The organism is Flavobacterium flevense (genome assembly GCF_900142775.1).
GTDB classification, from domain to species: Bacteria; Bacteroidota; Bacteroidia; order Flavobacteriales; family Flavobacteriaceae; genus Flavobacterium; species Flavobacterium flevense.
The window spans coordinates 605,129-621,851 of sequence record NZ_FRCC01000001.1; the positions used below are offsets into that span (position 1 = coordinate 605,129).

The 16,723-nt window shown below is 34.9% G+C and carries 12 protein-coding genes and 1 tRNA gene; 2 read left to right on the forward strand and 11 right to left on the reverse strand.

Annotation, left to right across the window (positions count from 1 at the left end; translation table 11 throughout):
- Window positions 1-8: 8 nt before the first annotated feature.
- From BUB89_RS02665 to BUB89_RS02695, 7 genes are read right to left on the reverse strand one after another with little or no spacing between them, the layout of a single operon-like run.
- Complete coding sequence (locus BUB89_RS02665) at window positions 9-1,154, reverse strand: cytochrome c oxidase subunit II (protein ID WP_073241584.1); 1,146 nt, start codon at window positions 1,152-1,154, stop codon at window positions 9-11.
- Window positions 1,155-1,173: 19 nt separating this feature from the next.
- Window positions 1,174-2,682: a quinol:cytochrome C oxidoreductase gene (locus BUB89_RS02670; RefSeq protein WP_073241871.1), complete on the reverse strand. Its 1,509-nt coding sequence runs from the start codon at window positions 2,680-2,682 to the stop codon at window positions 1,174-1,176.
- 27 nt (window positions 2,683-2,709) lie between these two features.
- On the reverse strand, window positions 2,710-3,255 hold the full coding sequence (locus tag BUB89_RS02675; protein ID WP_073241873.1) for a c-type cytochrome: 546 nt from the start codon (window positions 3,253-3,255) through the stop codon (window positions 2,710-2,712).
- Window positions 3,256-3,262: 7 nt separating this feature from the next.
- Window positions 3,263-3,787 carry a DUF3341 domain-containing protein gene (locus BUB89_RS02680; protein WP_073241587.1) on the reverse strand — a complete coding sequence of 175 codons (525 nt, stop codon included), beginning with the start codon at window positions 3,785-3,787 and terminating at the stop codon, window positions 3,263-3,265.
- A complete protein-coding gene (gene nrfD, locus BUB89_RS02685; protein WP_073241589.1) occupies window positions 3,780-5,183 on the reverse strand; it encodes an NrfD/PsrC family molybdoenzyme membrane anchor subunit in 1,404 nt (467 codons plus the stop codon). Before nrfD ends, BUB89_RS02680 begins: the two co-directional genes overlap by 8 nt.
- A 29-nt stretch (window positions 5,184-5,212) precedes the next feature.
- The gene (locus tag BUB89_RS02690) at window positions 5,213-8,266 is read right to left on the reverse strand and encodes a TAT-variant-translocated molybdopterin oxidoreductase (RefSeq protein WP_073241591.1); all 3,054 of its coding nucleotides are present in this window, start codon (window positions 8,264-8,266) and stop codon (window positions 5,213-5,215) included.
- A 32-nt stretch (window positions 8,267-8,298) separates the two neighbouring features.
- The gene (locus BUB89_RS02695; protein WP_073241593.1) at window positions 8,299-9,630 is read right to left on the reverse strand and encodes a c-type cytochrome; all 1,332 of its coding nucleotides are present in this window, start codon (window positions 9,628-9,630) and stop codon (window positions 8,299-8,301) included.
- Window positions 9,631-9,847: 217 nt separating this feature from the next.
- Here BUB89_RS02695 and BUB89_RS02700 point away from each other — a divergent pair, with 217 nt between their 5' ends.
- The gene (locus BUB89_RS02700) at window positions 9,848-10,237 is read left to right on the forward strand and encodes an SPOR domain-containing protein (RefSeq protein ID WP_073241595.1); all 390 of its coding nucleotides are present in this window, start codon (window positions 9,848-9,850) and stop codon (window positions 10,235-10,237) included.
- A 465-nt stretch (window positions 10,238-10,702) separates the two neighbouring features.
- Here the strand turns inward: BUB89_RS02700 and infB are convergent, their stop codons facing one another.
- From infB to rimP, 3 genes are read right to left on the reverse strand one after another with little or no spacing between them, the layout of a single operon-like run.
- Window positions 10,703-13,618, reverse strand: coding sequence for a translation initiation factor IF-2 (gene infB / locus BUB89_RS02705; protein ID WP_073241597.1), 2,916 nt, complete (start codon window positions 13,616-13,618; stop codon window positions 10,703-10,705).
- 49 nt (window positions 13,619-13,667) lie between these two features.
- Complete coding sequence (gene nusA, locus BUB89_RS02710) at window positions 13,668-14,921, reverse strand: transcription termination factor NusA (protein WP_073241599.1); 1,254 nt, start codon at window positions 14,919-14,921, stop codon at window positions 13,668-13,670.
- A gap of 14 nt (window positions 14,922-14,935) precedes the next feature.
- The gene (gene rimP / locus BUB89_RS02715) at window positions 14,936-15,400 is read right to left on the reverse strand and encodes a ribosome assembly cofactor RimP (RefSeq protein ID WP_073241601.1); all 465 of its coding nucleotides are present in this window, start codon (window positions 15,398-15,400) and stop codon (window positions 14,936-14,938) included.
- Between the two features lie 177 nt (window positions 15,401-15,577).
- Here rimP and BUB89_RS02720 point away from each other — a divergent pair, with 177 nt between their 5' ends.
- Window positions 15,578-16,402, forward strand: a complete 825-nt coding sequence (locus tag BUB89_RS02720) for a universal stress protein (protein WP_073241604.1) — start codon at window positions 15,578-15,580, stop codon at window positions 16,400-16,402.
- Window positions 16,403-16,454: 52 nt separating this feature from the next.
- Here the strand turns inward: BUB89_RS02720 and BUB89_RS02725 are convergent.
- A tRNA-Gln gene (locus tag BUB89_RS02725) sits at window positions 16,455-16,525 on the reverse strand.
- Window positions 16,526-16,723 lie beyond the last annotated feature (198 nt).

The following is a 16,723-nucleotide window of genomic DNA, read 5'->3' on the forward strand; positions in this document are numbered from 1 at the left end:
AATAATTATTATTTCATAGCTACCTCAGGAGCTGCTACAGTATCATTTTCTTTAGCTTCACCCGGAGTTTCTTCAGCCGGTTTTTCTAAAGATGCTTTTACCTGAGCAACTAAAGTTGTTTGATCTGCTAACCATTTTTTGTAATCTTCCGGTGTATCAACAACTATTTTCATTTGCATGTTATAGTGCGAAGCACCACAAATTTTATTACAAAGTAATAAATAATCAAATGTATAAGGATCTAATCCTGATTCACCTTTAGCAATTAACTCAACACTTTTCTTAGCTCTTAACTCATTAATATGAGCTACTTTTTCAACCATGTAAGGTAATTCTCTGTATTCAGAAGTAGTGTAGATAGGAGTAAAAGCAAACTCAGTAACCATACCCGGAACACAGTTCATCTGAGCTCTAAAGTGAGGAAAGTAAGCAGAGTGTAAAACATCCTGAGAACGGAATTTAAAGTGTATTTTTTTTCCTTTAGGAATATGCAATTCACTTACTACAATATCATCCTCAGCATTTTTATCTGATAAATCTACACCTAAAGTATTTACACCTTCAATGTATCTTACATTAGCTTTACCTAACACATTATCTTCACCGGCAATTCTGGCAGTCCATTTAAATTGTTGTGCATATACTTCAACTACAATAGTATCTTCATCCTCATCAACAAACATAATGTTTGTCCAGGCATACAATCCATAAAGAATCAAACCAGCTAAAACAACAGCAGGAATAATACTCCATAATGCTTCTAATTTATTATTATCTGCAAAATATAAAGCTTTCTGATCTTTTTTACCTTTGTATTTAAAAGCAAAATAATACAATAAAACTTGTGTAATCGCCTGAACTATAAAAATTAAAACCCAGGTAATATTCATCAGATTATCTACCTGACCTCCATGAGCAGAAGCAGGAGTATGCAACGGCATATCACCCCAGGCTAACAAACCATATATTGTAAAAATATATAAGAATGCTAAAAAACCAAACATCAAATATCCTTGAATATTATTATCCTTATCATTAGCTACCTGAGAACTATCTGAAGAAGAACCCACTTGAGTAAGGTCGAATATTTTAGTCAATTGCCATAAAGCAACAGCTAATAAAACTAAAACTATAATTACCAACAAACTTGTCATCTGTTTATCTCTTTAAAAATTAATAATGAAAATGTTTACTTTCTTCGATATAAGGATTTCTTTTTGCTAATAAAGGAGCTTTAGTTAATGCTGTAAAGACAGTAAAAATAAACAACCCAAGGAAGAAAAGAACTGATGAGATTTCAGGAACACCTATAAACCATTGATCACCAACAGTACCAGGCATAATCATATTAAAGAAATCAATATAATGACCTGCTAAAATAACGATACCCGCCATAACAATTACCCATGAAATTCTTTTGAAATCAGTATTGATAAGAATCAACAATGGGAAAACAAAATTCATAACAACTGCTCCAAAGAAAGGAAGGTTATATAAATTAATTCTTGTTACAAAATAGGTGATTTCTTCAGGAATATCAGCATACCAAATCAACATAAACTGAGAAAACCATAAGTAAGTCCAGAAGATACTGATACCAAACATGAACTTAGCTAAATCATGGATATGACTTGTATTTACATATTCTAAGAAACCTCTTGATTTTAAATAAACAGTTACCAATGCTATCAGCGTAATTCCACTTACAAAGAAACTTGCAAATACATACCATCCGAATAATGTAGAGAACCAGTGAGGATCAAATGACATAATCCAATCCCAAGACATGATAGACTCAGATACGATAAAGAAAACTAAGAAACCTGCAGAGATATTAAAGTTCTTTTTATAAAAACTATTATCATTAGAATCATCCTGAGCTAAACAATTTTTTCTTGAATAATGACGGTATAAATTCCATCCGATTAAGAAAATTGCAGCTCTGACAATCCAGAATCCAAAATTTAAATAACCTGATTTTCCAGCAATCATTTTATCATAATTTTCACTTGTTGGATCAGTAACTCCATCAGCCATCCATGTAAACAAATGATTAAAATGAAGACCACATAACACTAATATTATAAAAAATATAATAGAAGCTATAGGAAGAAAAGAGGTTATACCCTGCATAACTCTAAACAAAACCGGAGACCATCCTGCTACTGCCACTTGTTGAATAGCATAGAAAACTAAAGTTCCCATTGTGATCAACAAAAAGAAAATACTGGCAACATATAATGCAGCCCATGGTTTGTTTTGCAATTGGTGTAACACGTGAGTTAAATGCTCTTCATGTTCAGCATGTGCGTCAACTTCATCAGCTTTTTTAGCAGTTGCATGCTCTGCATGAGCATTAACTTCCTCTGCGTGACTTACTACCGCAGCATCATGTGCAGGAACAGAATCAGCTGAAACTTCACCCGCAGGTGTTGTTGCGTGTGCTTCTGCCTCCACTTCAGCAGCTGGTGTTGCCGTTGCGTGTTCAGATTCATGAGCAGGCGTAGCTTCTTCTTCATGGTGAGTTGCTTCTCCGTGCCCACCGTGTGATGATGCAGCAAGAATATTCTCAACTTCATGAATATCTTTTGGTGCGTTTAAAAAACCATACCCTATTCCTAATATACCAACGGCCATTAAGATAAAAGAAAAAGTTTTTAATTTACTTGAAAATGTATACATATCTAATACGATCAGTTTGTTCAACAATTATAATTGGCTTTTAAGTTTAAGCACGTAGTCAGCAATCAACCAACGCTCGTGTTTAGTTAATTGATTTGCATGAGAACCCATTGCATTTAAACCATACGTCTCAACGTGAAAAATACTTCCTTCTGTGATAACTCTATCCGCATAACTAGGAACTCCAAGAAATTTTTCTCTTTCAACTAATTTTCCTTTACCATTACCAGTTGTACCGTGGCAAATTGCGCAGTAAATATCGAAAAGTTCTTTCCCTTTTTCAGAATTTCTATCCAAAGAATCAAGAGGTGATTTTAAATTTGCTTTAGCTAATTCATAACCTTCAGTAGTATTTGGATATTCATAAGGTTCAAAACCTCTGTTTATACTTCCTTCAGCAGGTAGTTGCCCTTCCTGACCATTTGCAAAAGCTTTAGACTCTGAATAAGTTTCATAGCCTACTGATTCATACATATTTGGAAAATACTGATAATTCGGCGCTTTATCGTTATGGCAAGAAGCTACTAACATAGTTATGCCTAACAATAGTGTTATTTTATATACCCTTTTCATATCTAAATTAATTCTTTTCAATTACTTTAACTTCTACAGCACCTGTACTTTGGAAAAAAGAAACTAATTCTTCTTCATTATTATTTACAGCTACTTCCATTAAAAAATGGTCATCAGTAGTTCTGACATCTGGATTTTCAGCTTGTTTAAAAGGCCATAATTTACTTCTCATATAAAAAGTAATTACCATTAAGTGAGCTGCAAAAAACACAGTCATTTCAAACATGATAGGCACAAATGCAGGCATATTTTGAATATAACTAAAACTTGGCTTACCTCCAATATCTTGTGGCCAGTCATGAATCATGATATAACTCATCATGAAAGTTGCAAAAGAGATCCCTACACATCCGTATAAGAATGCACAAATAGCTAATCTTGATGGCGCTAATCCCATAGCTTTATCCAAACCGTGAACTGGAAATGGAGTAAAAACTTCTTCAATATGATGATGAGCTGCTCTGGTTTTCTTAACCGCATTCATCAATACATCATCGTCATTATAAATGGCGTATATTACTTTATTACTCATGGTGTGAATCTTTATTTGCTTCTCTTTCTCTTATGTAATTATCTCCTGTTGCTTTTAAAATTGTTTTAACCTCTGCCTGTGCAATTACAGGGAAAGTTCTTGAATACAATAAAAATAATACAAAGAAGAAACCTATTGTTCCGATGAAAATTCCAATATCAACAAATGTTGGAGAGAACATTGTCCATGAAGATGGTAAATAATCTCTGTGAAGTGAAGTTACAATAATTACGAATCTCTCAAACCACATTCCTATGTTTACTACAATCGAAATAATGAAAGAAAACATAATACTTGTTCTTAATTTTTTGAACCACATGAATTGTGGAGAAAATACATTACAAGTCATCATTGACCAATATGCCCACCAGTAAGGTCCGGTAGCTCTGTTTAAGAATGCATATTGCTCATATTCTACTCCGGAATACCAGGCAATAAATAACTCAGTAATATAAGCCACACCTACAATAGAACCGGTAATCATGATGATAAGGTTCATCAATTCGATGTGTTGCAAAGTAATATAAGCTTCCAGATTAGATACTTTTCTCATAATGATAAGCAGTGTGTTTACCATTGCAAATCCTGAGAATACCGCTCCAGCAACGAAGTACGGAGGGAAAATTGTGGTATGCCATCCCGGAATTACCGAAGTAGCAAAGTCCATAGATACAATAGTATGTACAGAAAGTACAAGAGGAGTTGCTAAACCAGCTAATACTAAAGATACTTCTTCAAAACGTTGCCAGTCTTTAGCTCTACCGCTCCATCCAAAACTCAAAATAGAGTATATTCTTTTGTTAAAAGGAGTAATTGCTCTATCTCTAAGCATTGCAAAATCAGGTAATAAACCAGTCCACCAGAATACTAATGAAACCGAAAGATAAGTTGAAATTGCAAATACGTCCCAAAGCAATGGTGAGTTAAAGTTAACCCATAATGACCCGAATTGATTTGGAATTGGTAATACCCAGTAAGCTAACCAAGGACGTCCCATGTGAATAATCGGGAACAAACCAGCCTGCACAACAGAGAAAATCGTCATAGCTTCGGCAGAACGGTTAATTGCCATTCTCCATCTTTGACGGAACAACAACAATACTGCAGAAATCAAGGTTCCTGCGTGACCGATACCCACCCACCAAACGAAGTTTGTGATATCCCAGGCCCAACCAACTGTTTTATTTAACCCCCATGTTCCAATACCTGTAGATACGGTATAAACTATACATCCTATTCCCCAAAGAAAGGCTGTTAAGGCGATTGAAAATACAATCCACCAATGTTTATTAGCCAAACCTTCGACAGGCGCTGCCACATCTACTGTTACATCATGATAAGTTTTATCACCTATAACTAAAGGCTTTCTAATACTAGAGTCGTATATATGAGACATATTCCTTTATATTGATTTTAAATTTATTTCTAAGTATTTCTAACTTTTACGTGATAAACCACATTAGGTTTTGTTCCTACGTGCTCTAATAAGTGATAAGATCTTTCATCAGCAGCTAATGCCGCTACCTTACTTGCTTTATCATTAACATCACCAAATATCATTGCTCCAGAAGAACAAGCACTTGAACATGCAGTTTGGAATTCACCATCAACTACTTCTCTTCCTTCTTTCTTCGCATTTAAAATGGTAGCTTGTGTCATTTGAATACACATAGAACATTTTTCCATTACTCCACGAGAACGAACATTTACATCCGGATTCAACACCATACGTCCTAAATCATCATTCATATGATAATCAAATTCACTATTCTTATTGTATAAGAACCAGTTAAAACGACGTACTTTATAAGGACAGTTGTTAGCACAGTAACGAGTACCTACACATCTGTTGTATGCCATATGGTTTTGACCCTGACGACCATGAGAAGTTGCAGCAACCGGACAAACTGTTTCACAAGGTGCGTGGTTACAGTGTTGACACATTACTGGCTGGAAAGCTACCTGAGGATTGTCTCCTGCTTTTTCCATTTCATTAAAAGTAGATAATGAACTGGATAATCCGGCAATACCTTCTTTTCTTTCATTATCTCCTTCAAAAGTACTTTCAGAAGAATAGTATCTGTCGATACGCAACCAGTGCATATCACGGCTTCTTCTTACTTCTGATTTACCTACTACAGGTACATTGTTTTCAGCGTGACAAGCAATTACACAAGCCCCACATCCTGTACAGGCATTTAAATCAATAGAAAGGTTAAAGTGATGTCCTACAGAACGATCAAAAGATTCCCATAAATCAACAGAAGTTGCTTCAACTTCTTTATGATCTAAAGATACTTTTGGTGTTTCGTTCCAAATTTTAGAATCTTTAGTATTAAAGATCTCTAAAGTAGTTTCTTTAATAATATCACCTCTACCCATCAATGTTTTTTGACCTTGAACACAAGCAAACTCATGTTCTCCGCCAGCTTTAACTAATTCAATAGCCTGAACATCGTTAAAACCTTTATATAATGCGTAAGCATTAATACCTACTTGCATTTCTTCTTTCAAAGCAGCTTTACGACCGTACCCTAAAGCTAAACCTACTGTTCCAACAGCCTGACCTGGTTGAACAATAACAGGAACATTCTCTAATTTAGTACCATCAGCAGTTGTAATAGTAGCATAACTACCATTCAAACCTCCATTAGCAACAATTTCATTAGATAAACCGATAGTTTTTGCATCAGCATTAGAAACAGTTAGATAGTTATCCCAGGAAACTCTGGTAATTGGATCAGGAAACTCCTGCAACCATGGGTTATTAGCCTGTTGACCATCTCCCATACCTGTTTTAGTATACAATACTAATTCTAATCCGGCACCAGCTTTAGATTTTGCTAATTCATTCGCAGCAGAAGCATAATCAGCTGTTCCTCCTGAAGCAGCTTGTGGAGCTCCAACAAAAACACCATCATGCAATACTTTATTCCAGCTTGAACCTGCAATAAATGATGAAGAATAAGCTTTTAAATAATCGTAATAAGTACCTGTAAGCCCATTAAGAGACATCAAAACATCCTGAAATTGTTTTGTTTCAAACAATGGACGAATAGTTGGCTGCGTTAAGCTATAAGTACCTTTAGTTAAAACTAAATCTCCCCAAGCCTCTAAATAATGAGGAACCGGAGCAGCTATAGTTGTAATAGAAGCAGTTTCGTCTTCTTTTAAAGATAAAGCTACTGAAGTTTTTACTTTTTTAAGACCTTCTACAAAAGAAGCTGAATCAGCAAGAGTATAAACCGGGTTCACACCGCTCATAATTAAAGTATGAACGCTTCCAGCTTTCATATCCTTAAGTAACTGAGCTACTTTTTCATCAGATCCTTTTCTTATTTGTCTTGTTCCAACAGTTGTAAAAGCTTCACTGGCCAAAACCTGATTGATAGCTAAAACTAATAATTGTGCATTTTTATCCTGGATACCAGAAACCAAAAGACCTTTAGAACCTGCTGCTTTCAATTGCTGAGCTGCTTTAGTAACTTCTGCCTTAAATTCCGGTGCCAGGTTTACAGCAACTGCAGAACCTGTTATAATATTATATATGTGTACTAATGCTTGTTTTTGATTCGATACCGACATTGGTAAACGCTTATCAGCAGCAGCACCAGATAAAGTCATATTAGCTTCTAATTGGAAATGACGAGACATTTTTCCGTTTTTCGGAATTCTGCCTTGAGCATAACCTGCATCATATCCTCCACCTTGCCAATCTCCAAGGAAATCAGCTCCTACAGAAACAATAAGAGATGCTTTTGAGAAATCATAATCTACTAAAGCTCTTTCTCCATAAACAGCTTCAAAAGCATCTAAAGCCTGAGAAGAGGAAACAGCATCATAAATCACATGTTTTGCGTTAGGATTTGCAGCAATAAAATCAGCAATTAATTTTTCTGTTGAAGGACTTGCTAAAGTATTCGTCAGTAAAACTACCTGACTACCTGCCGCTTTTGCTTCAGCAATGCTTGATTTAATTCTTGCATCTACTGCAGACCAACTAGAGTCTTTCGATTCCAATTTTGGTGCTTTCAAACGCATATTATCATACAATGACAATATTGAGGCATGAACTCTGGCATTTGCAGCAAATTTAGCTCCCGAAATAGTATTATTATCTATTTTAATAGGACGCCCCTCACGTGTTTTAACAAGTAGATTTGCAAAATCAAAACCGTCAAAAACAGAAGTTGCATAATAATCAGCTACTCCAGGAATGATTTGCTCCGGTTGTAATACATAAGGAATTGTCTTGTTCACAGGCCCTTCACATGCAGCAAGTGTTGCCGCAGCAGTACTAAAACCAACGTACTTTAGAAAATCACGTCTTGAAGTTGAAGAAGATGACATTGCATCCGTATTTCCTAAAAACTCATCAGTAGGAATTTCTTCAACAAACTCGTTATTTCTAAGCGCCTCAACAATAGAACCATTTTCTAGTTCCTCAACACTTTTCCAGTATTTTTTGTTTGATGACATTGTATATATATATTAAAATCTTAATAATTTGATTAATAGTGGCATTTTCCACATTCTAAACCTCCCATTTGTGCTTCGGTCAATTTCTCCACACCATATTTCTTAGAAAGTTCTTCATGTATCTTAGTATAATACCCATTTCCTTCCATTTTAACATCTGTTTTTCTATGGCAATCAATACACCATCCCATTGTTAAAGGAGCAAATTGTTTTTGAATTTCGTAAGTTTCAACAGGACCGTGACATGTTTGACATTCAATTCCTCCTACAGTTACGTGTTGAGAGTGGTTAAAGTAAACAAAATCAGGTAAATTATGAATACGAACCCATTTTACAGGTTTTGTTTTTCCGGTATAAGACTGAGTAGTTTTATCCCATCCAACGGCATCGTATAATTTTTGAATTTGAGCATCATAAAATGCTTTGCTGTATTCAGGTGTAGCTGTAGTCTCAGCAACTTCAGAAATATTTTTATGACAGTTCATACAAACATTTAAAGAAGGAATACCTGCTGATTTACTAACTCTTGCAGCAGAGTGACAGTATTTACAGTTGATCTCATTATCACCAGCGTGAATTTTATGAGAATAATGTATCGGCTGAATTGGAGCATAATCCTGATCCACACCTACCTGCATTAAAAAGCCGTAAACAAAATACCCACTCGCTAATAATAAGAAAATAGAAGTAACCAATACTAAAAATTGATTTTTAACAAAAGCTTTCCAGATTGGAGTACGCTCAGCTTTAGGAGCCACTTCAATACCATTCGCTTTAGCAACTTTAGTTAAAACATTGTTCACCATGATTAGCATTACTACTAACACCACTAAAACCAATGCAAGAACCCCTAATATTACATTATTAGAGCTACCTCCACCAACATTTGTTCCCGGAGGAGTGGCAGCACCAGTTGCAGCACCTGCAGCAGGCTCAGCTTTTGGCTCAGAAGTATAGGCTATAATGTTATCAATATCCTCATTTGACAATTGTGGAAAAGCAGTCATTACTGATTTATTATTTTCCTCAAATAATTTAACAGCAACAGGATCTCCTGACTTAATCATGTCAGAACTGTTATGAATCCACTTGTAAAGCCATTCTGCATCATGCTTATCAGCAATCCCTCTTAAAGCAGGACCTGTTGACTTAGCATCAAGCTTATGACAAGCAGCACAATTAGAATTAAAAAGCGCCTTACCTTTTACCGGATCACCACCAGCAGTTGCAGCTGCAGGAGCAGCCTCGGTTGGTGCTGCAGGAGCAGCATCTTGCGCAAATGAAGAGAAGGAAAAAGCCAGCATCATTGCTAAACTTAAAAACATTTTCCTTGAGTTCGAATTATGGTTACCCACCTTTTTCATAAAGTATAATGATTATCTACTAAAAATTGGCACAATTTTTTATACAACAATTTCATATAAAAACGTCCCTTTATTTTAAACAGCCACAAAAATACGACTTAAGAACTATTCTCAAAACCCTAAAATAGCTCAAAACTCAATTTATAATAATTCTAAATAAATTTTTTGTTTCACATTCAGTTTATAAATATTAATTTTACTTAAAAATCTTCACATTATGAGAATTTTAACTATTCAAAACACTTCAATTTGCATTGCACTTATGACAATTTGCAGTTATAAATTATCGGCTCAAGAGGCAAAAATTAACATTCATCAAAATCCCAAGTTTGAACAACTATTAAACGAAAAAAGAAAATTAAACAGCTCAATAGCTGTAAATGAGGGATATAAAATCCAGGTCTTTAGCGGAAACAGTGAAAAAGCAAAAAGCACCTTATACAGCTGTAGACAAAGTTTTCCAGAGCTGGACGGAACTATCGTTTTTAACACACCTAATTACAAAGTTTGGATAGGTAATTTCAGAAGCAGGATTGAAGCCGAAAGAAATTTAGCCGAAATCAAAAAAAGCTATGAAAATGCTTTTTTAATAAAACCTAAAAAATAAAATTTTAACACTATTTGTTATAAAAAAAAGAGCCTAAAAAAGTGATTTTATACTTTTTTAAGCTCTTTTTTTATGGGCTAAATCGCTTCAAAATGACTTACCTTAAAGTTAATTAAAACCCGTTTATATTGTTCCAAATAAAAAACCAAAATTCTTTTCGTTAAAGAAAAGCGACTTTAAGAGAAACAAAAAAATCTTCTTTAATAAAATAGTTTTGGAATTCATCAATTCATGAACTTGGGCTTAAAACAAAACTTCTCGATACAATTTTAAATAATAATGCTGTCGCAATATCATTTAAAATCACTCGAAGAGACGACTAATACACCCTAAATTACCACAACATATCATTTAAACCAATCTGTAAAAATCTGTGTAATCTGTGGCTTAAAAACACACGGTAGGCATAAATACAAAAAAATCCCGATTGCTCGGGATTTTTCTTATAAGATTATATTTGAAATACTATTTCAATTTTTTCTTGATTGCTACTTCGTGGTAAGCTTCAATAACATCTCTTTCTTCGATATCATTGAATCCTTTTATCTGGATACCACAATCGTAACCTTTAGTAACTTCTTTTACATCGTCTTTAAAACGTTTCAATGCAATTAGTTCTCCTTCATGGATTACTACACCTTCTCTAATGATTCTGATTTTTCCATTTCGGGTAATCTTACCATCCATAACCATACATCCTGCAATAGTACCTACTTTAGAAATTTTGAATAACTCTCTAATTTCAGCAGTTCCTAATACTTCCTCTTTCATTTCCGGAGCAAGCATTCCTTCCATTGCATCTTTCAAGTCATCGATTGCCGCATAGATAATAGAGTAGTAACGGATATCGATCTCTTCTTTATCAGCTAACTGTCTTGCATTTCCGGCAGGACGAACGTTAAATCCGATAATAATCGCATCAGAAGCAGAAGCTAACATAACGTCAGTTTCAGTAATGGCTCCAACACCTTTATGGATAATGTTAATCTGAATTTCTTCAGTAGACAATTTAGAGAATGAATCAGATAATGCTTCCACAGAACCATCCACGTCTCCTTTAAGGATTACGTTCAATTCTTTAAACTGACCTAATGCAATACGACGACCAATTTCATCAAGTGTAATATGACGTTGTGTACGTACTGATTGTTCACGCATTAACTGAGAACGTTTAGCTGCAATTTGTTTTGCTTCTTTTTCGTCTTCAAATACATTGAATTTATCACCTGCAGTTGCTGCACCGTCCAGACCTAAAATAGATACCGGCGTTGAAGGTCCAGCCACAGTAACAATATTACCACGCTCATCATGCATCGCTTTTACCTTACCATGATGCTTACCTGCTAATAAATAATCTCCAATTCTTAATGTTCCGTGTTGTACTAATATTGTAGATACATATCCTTTTCCTTTATCTAAGAATGCTTCTACTACAGTACCCTGAGCTGCTTTATTAGGATTTGATTTTAATTCTAAAACCTCAGCCTCTAATAATACTTTTTCCAAAAGCTCTTTAACACCTGTTCCTTTTTTAGCAGAGATATCATGCGATTGGATTTTTCCACCCCAGTCTTCTACTAATAAATTCATACCGGCTAAACGCTCTTTAATTTTTTCAGGATTCGCATTTGGTTTATCTACCTTATTGATAGCAAATATAATAGGCACTCCTGCTGCCTGAGCATGAGAAATAGCCTCTTTAGTTTGCGGCATGATGTCATCATCAGCAGCAATTACAATAATAGCAATATCGGTTACCTGAGCTCCACGTGCACGCATTGCGGTAAACGCCTCGTGACCCGGTGTATCTAAGAAAGCAATTTTTTGTCCGTTATCTAAAGTTACACCGTAAGCCCCAATGTGCTGTGTGATTCCTCCGGATTCTCCAGCAATAACATTTTCTTTACGAATATAATCCAGTAAAGAGGTCTTACCGTGATCGACGTGACCCATTACCGTAACAATAGGCGCTCTTACTTCTAAGTCTTCTTCTTTATCTTCAATTACTTCGATAGCTTCTTCGATATCTACAGTAATAAATTCAACATCGTAACCAAATTCATCAGCAACGATAGTTAATGTTTCAGCATCCAGACGTTGATTTTGAGTAACCATGATACCAAGTGACATACAAGTACCAATTACTTTATTAATAGGTACATCCATCATAATGGCAATTTCACCTACAGTAACGAATTCAGTAACCTTAATAGTTTTACTTTCTTCGTCTAAAGCTCTTTGCTCATCATCAGATTTTTGACGGTGTGTATCTCTTTTATCTCTTCTGTATTTAGCCGCTTTAGATTTTCCTCCTTTTTTACCTTGAAGTTTTTCTAAAGTTTCTCTAATTTGATTTTTAACTTCCTCTTCTGTTGGCTCTACTTTAGCCACAATAGCAGGACGATTTCCTTTTACAAACCCAGGTCTTGCCCCTCTGTTTGCATTAAATCCTCCACCAGCTGCATTAGGTGTAATTTTATTAGGATTAGGAGTTCCCGGAGGTCTGGGTGTACTTTGCGTATTAGGAGTTCCTGGTTTAGGAGCAATTCTTTTACGCTTATTTTTATTGGCATTAGCTCCGGCAGCTCCAGGCGCACCTGGTTTATTAGGAGTAATTTTAGGATCTTCTTTTTTCTTTTTAGGCTTATTGAATTGTGACAAATCAATAGTCTGCCCTGTCAATTTAGCTCCTGAAAGTTTTTGGTATTGAGTAGCAATTGCTTCTTCCGCTGGTGCTTCATCAGTTTTAGCTGTTTCTTTAACCGCCTTAACCTCTTCTTTCTCTTTTTCTTTAGGCTTTGGAGCCGGAATCGTTTCTTCCTTTTTAGGCTCTTTATTTTCAGCTACAGGTTTAGCAGCTTCAGCAACAACAGGCTTTTCTTCTTTTTTGTCTGATTCCGATTTCTCAGGAGAAACAGTTTTAGCAGCCGGTTTTTCTTCTACAGCTTCAGGCTTTGGAGAAACAACTTTTTCTTCAGCCGGAACAGCAGCTGCCGGAGGTGTAGGTTTAGAAGGATTTAAATCAATTTTACCAACCTGAACAGGTCCTGAAATTACGGCTCTTGCCTTAATCACTTCCTGTTGTTGTCTTTGCAATTCCTCTTCTTGCTTACGTTTATCTTCCGCTTCTCTATCACGTTCAATACGTAAAGCCTCTTTTTCTTTTCTTTTTTCTTCTCCTACTTCCTTAGAAGCTTCTTTTTTCCCTCTGTCACCCGCAAACTGACCGCACAAGACATCGTATACGTCGTTGGAAATTTTTGTGTTCGGATTGGACTCAATTGCAATCCCTTTATCTTTAAGATAATCCACAGCTCTTTCCAAAGAAATATTCAATTCCCTTAAAACTTTGTTTATTCTTATTACTCTCTCTTCAGACATATAACCTTTTTATTATTACCTATTTTGTTGTGTTGTTAGAAGCATAGAACTAACTATCAAACTCTTCTTTCAATATTTTCATTACATCCAGAATTGTTTCTTCTTCTAAATCTGTTCTTCTTACTAAGTCTTCTACATCATGCTTCAAAATACTTTTTGCAGTATCCAAACCAATTTTTGCAAACTCCTCTATAATCCATTCTTCAATTTCATCTGAGAATTCTGTTAATTCAACATCATCCTCATCAGCAGTAGCGCCAGCGATATCACCTTCTCGGATAACATCTAATTCATAACCTGTTAATAAACCAGCCAGTTTAATGTTATGACCACCTCTACCAATTGCTTTAGAAACTTCTTCTAATTTCAAGAATACATCAGCTCTTTTAGCTTCTTCATTAATTTTAATCGAAGAAACCTTAGCCGGGCTTAATGCTCTTGTTATAAATAATTGAATGTTACTGGTGTAATTAATAACATCAATATTTTCATTACCTAATTCACGAACAATTCCGTGGATACGGGAACCTTTCATTCCCACACAAGCTCCCACAGGATCAATTCTGTCATCATAAGAATCTACGGCTACTTTAGCTTTTTCACCCGGAATTCTTACTACTTTTTTAATCATTATTAAACCGTCAAAAACTTCCGGAATTTCCTGTTCAAACAATTTTTCCAAAAACTTCTCTGAAGTTCTGGACATAATAATCTGAGGTTTATTTCCTTTTAGCTCTACACTTTCAATAATACCACGTACATTATCTCCTTTACGGAAGAAATCAGATGGAATTTGTTTCTCTTTTGGCAAAACAATTTCATTTCCTTCATCATCCACAAGGATAACAACTCTTGGTCTAACGTGGTGCACTTCGGCAGTATAAATATCACCTATTAAATCTTTAAATTGCTTGTAAAGATTTGTATTATCGTGTTCATGGATTTTAGAAATCAAGTTTTGACGCAAAGCCAAAATAGCTCTTCTTCCTAAATCAATCAACTTTACTTCTTCAGAAACCTCTTCACCTATTTCAAAATCTGCTTCAATTTTTCTGGCTTCTGTTAAAGTAATCTCTTCATTTTCAAAATCTAAATCTTCGTCAGCAACGATTACCCTTCTTCTCCAAATTTCCATATCTCCCTTATCAGGATTAATAATGATATCGAAATTATCATCTGAACCGTATTTTTTCTTCAATGCATTTCTAAATACATCTTCTAAAATTGCCATAAGCGTTACACGATCAATAAGTTTATCATCTTTAAACTCTGAAAATGAATCGATTAATGCTAAATTTTCCATGCGAATTCTTTAAATTAAAATGTTACTGTAACAACCGCCTCTTTAATTTCTGTATAAGGTATTTGTTGTTCTTTCTGTACTGTTTCTTTTCCTTTTCCTATTTTTTTAGGCTCTCTTGCTTTCCAAGACAAAATTATGAAATCTTCATTAGCATCAACTAATTCAGCCTCAATTTTTTCAGTATTTGTAGTCACAATCAATGTTCTGCCAATATTTTTTTTATACTGACGAACTAATTTTAACGTTGATCCCACCCCTACTGAAGCTACTTCAAGAGAAAAATCCTGCTCTTCTCTGTCTAAGTTATTCTCTATTGCCCTGCTAACATCAATACAATCCTGCAAAACCACTCCGTTGTCATCGTCCAAAGTTATAATTACCTTAAACGCATCAGTAATAGTCAGATCAATCAAAAAAAGGGAAGGTCTCTCCTCAAGAGCTTCCTGCAATAATGTATTTACTTTTTCTTTAAATGTCATATTTTTTATAAAAAGAGGGGACATTTAGTCCCCTCATTATCTAGATTTTAATAAATAACGGCACAAATATAGTGTTTATTTTTATAAACCAAAAATAATTGACTGCTGTAAAATTATTCCTTACCTTTATTTTCATTAAAAAAAACAGAATTACAATTACAAAACCCAATCATAATCATGAAAAAAATATTAGTACCTACGGATTTCTCTACTCAGGCCGAAAACGCACTGAAACTAGCCGCACAACTAGCCCTCAAAAACAATCTGGAAATCCATTTACTCCACATAATGGAAATTCCTAACCAGATGAGTGATGCAATTACAGGCGCCACCCCAATTCCTGATATTATGTTTTTTATCCAAAAAGCAAAAGAAACACTGCGTTTTACAAAAGAGAAAGATTACCTTAAAGACCTCATTATCATCGACTCCATCAAAATGGAAAAAGCATCTACAGGAATCCTCTCTTACATTGACGAAAACAATATAGACCTGGTAGTTATGGGTTCTAACGGAGTTTCAGGAATTGAAGAAATAATCATAGGTTCCAACACCGAAAAAGTAGTTCGCCGATCCTCAGCACCGGTTATCGTTATCAAAGAAGGAATTCCGGTATTCAACCCAAAAAACATTGTCTTCGCTTCTGATTTTTCTGAAGAAATAAAAAAACCGTTCCTAAAAATACTTGATTTTGTCAATTTATTTGATGCCAAACTAAATTTGGTAACTATATGCACCCCAAACAGCTTTAAAACAACCGCTGTCGCAAATAAAATAATGAATGAATTTACCAGTGAATTTGCAATTAAAAACTTCTCAACCCATATTTACAATGACAGCAACATCGAGAAAGGAATCATTCATTTTTCAAAAGAAATCAATGCCGATTTAATCAGTTTTTGCACCCATGGACGAACAGGACTTTCGCATTTTTTTACCGGAAGCATCAGCGAAGACTTAGCCAATCACGCATCAAAACCTCTTATTATATTTAAAATATAAAACCGTCAAAAATTAAAATAAAAAAAGCCTCTCGAATGAGAGGCTTTTTATGTTGGTCTACTAGGACTCGAACCTAGAAAGACTGCACCAAAAACAGTTGTGTTACCATTACACCATAGACCAGCAGTGCTTTATTGCGAGTGCAAATTTACAAGCTTTTTCAGTTTACACAAACTTTTTGCGGTTTTTTTTTCGAAAAAAAATCAAAAACATCAAAATCCTTTTATAATCAACCAGTTAAAAACCAGATTAGTTTTATAGAAAATTTTGTTAATGACGGCATCCTTAAATAAAAAAACATTTTCTTTGTAACTCGAAAAA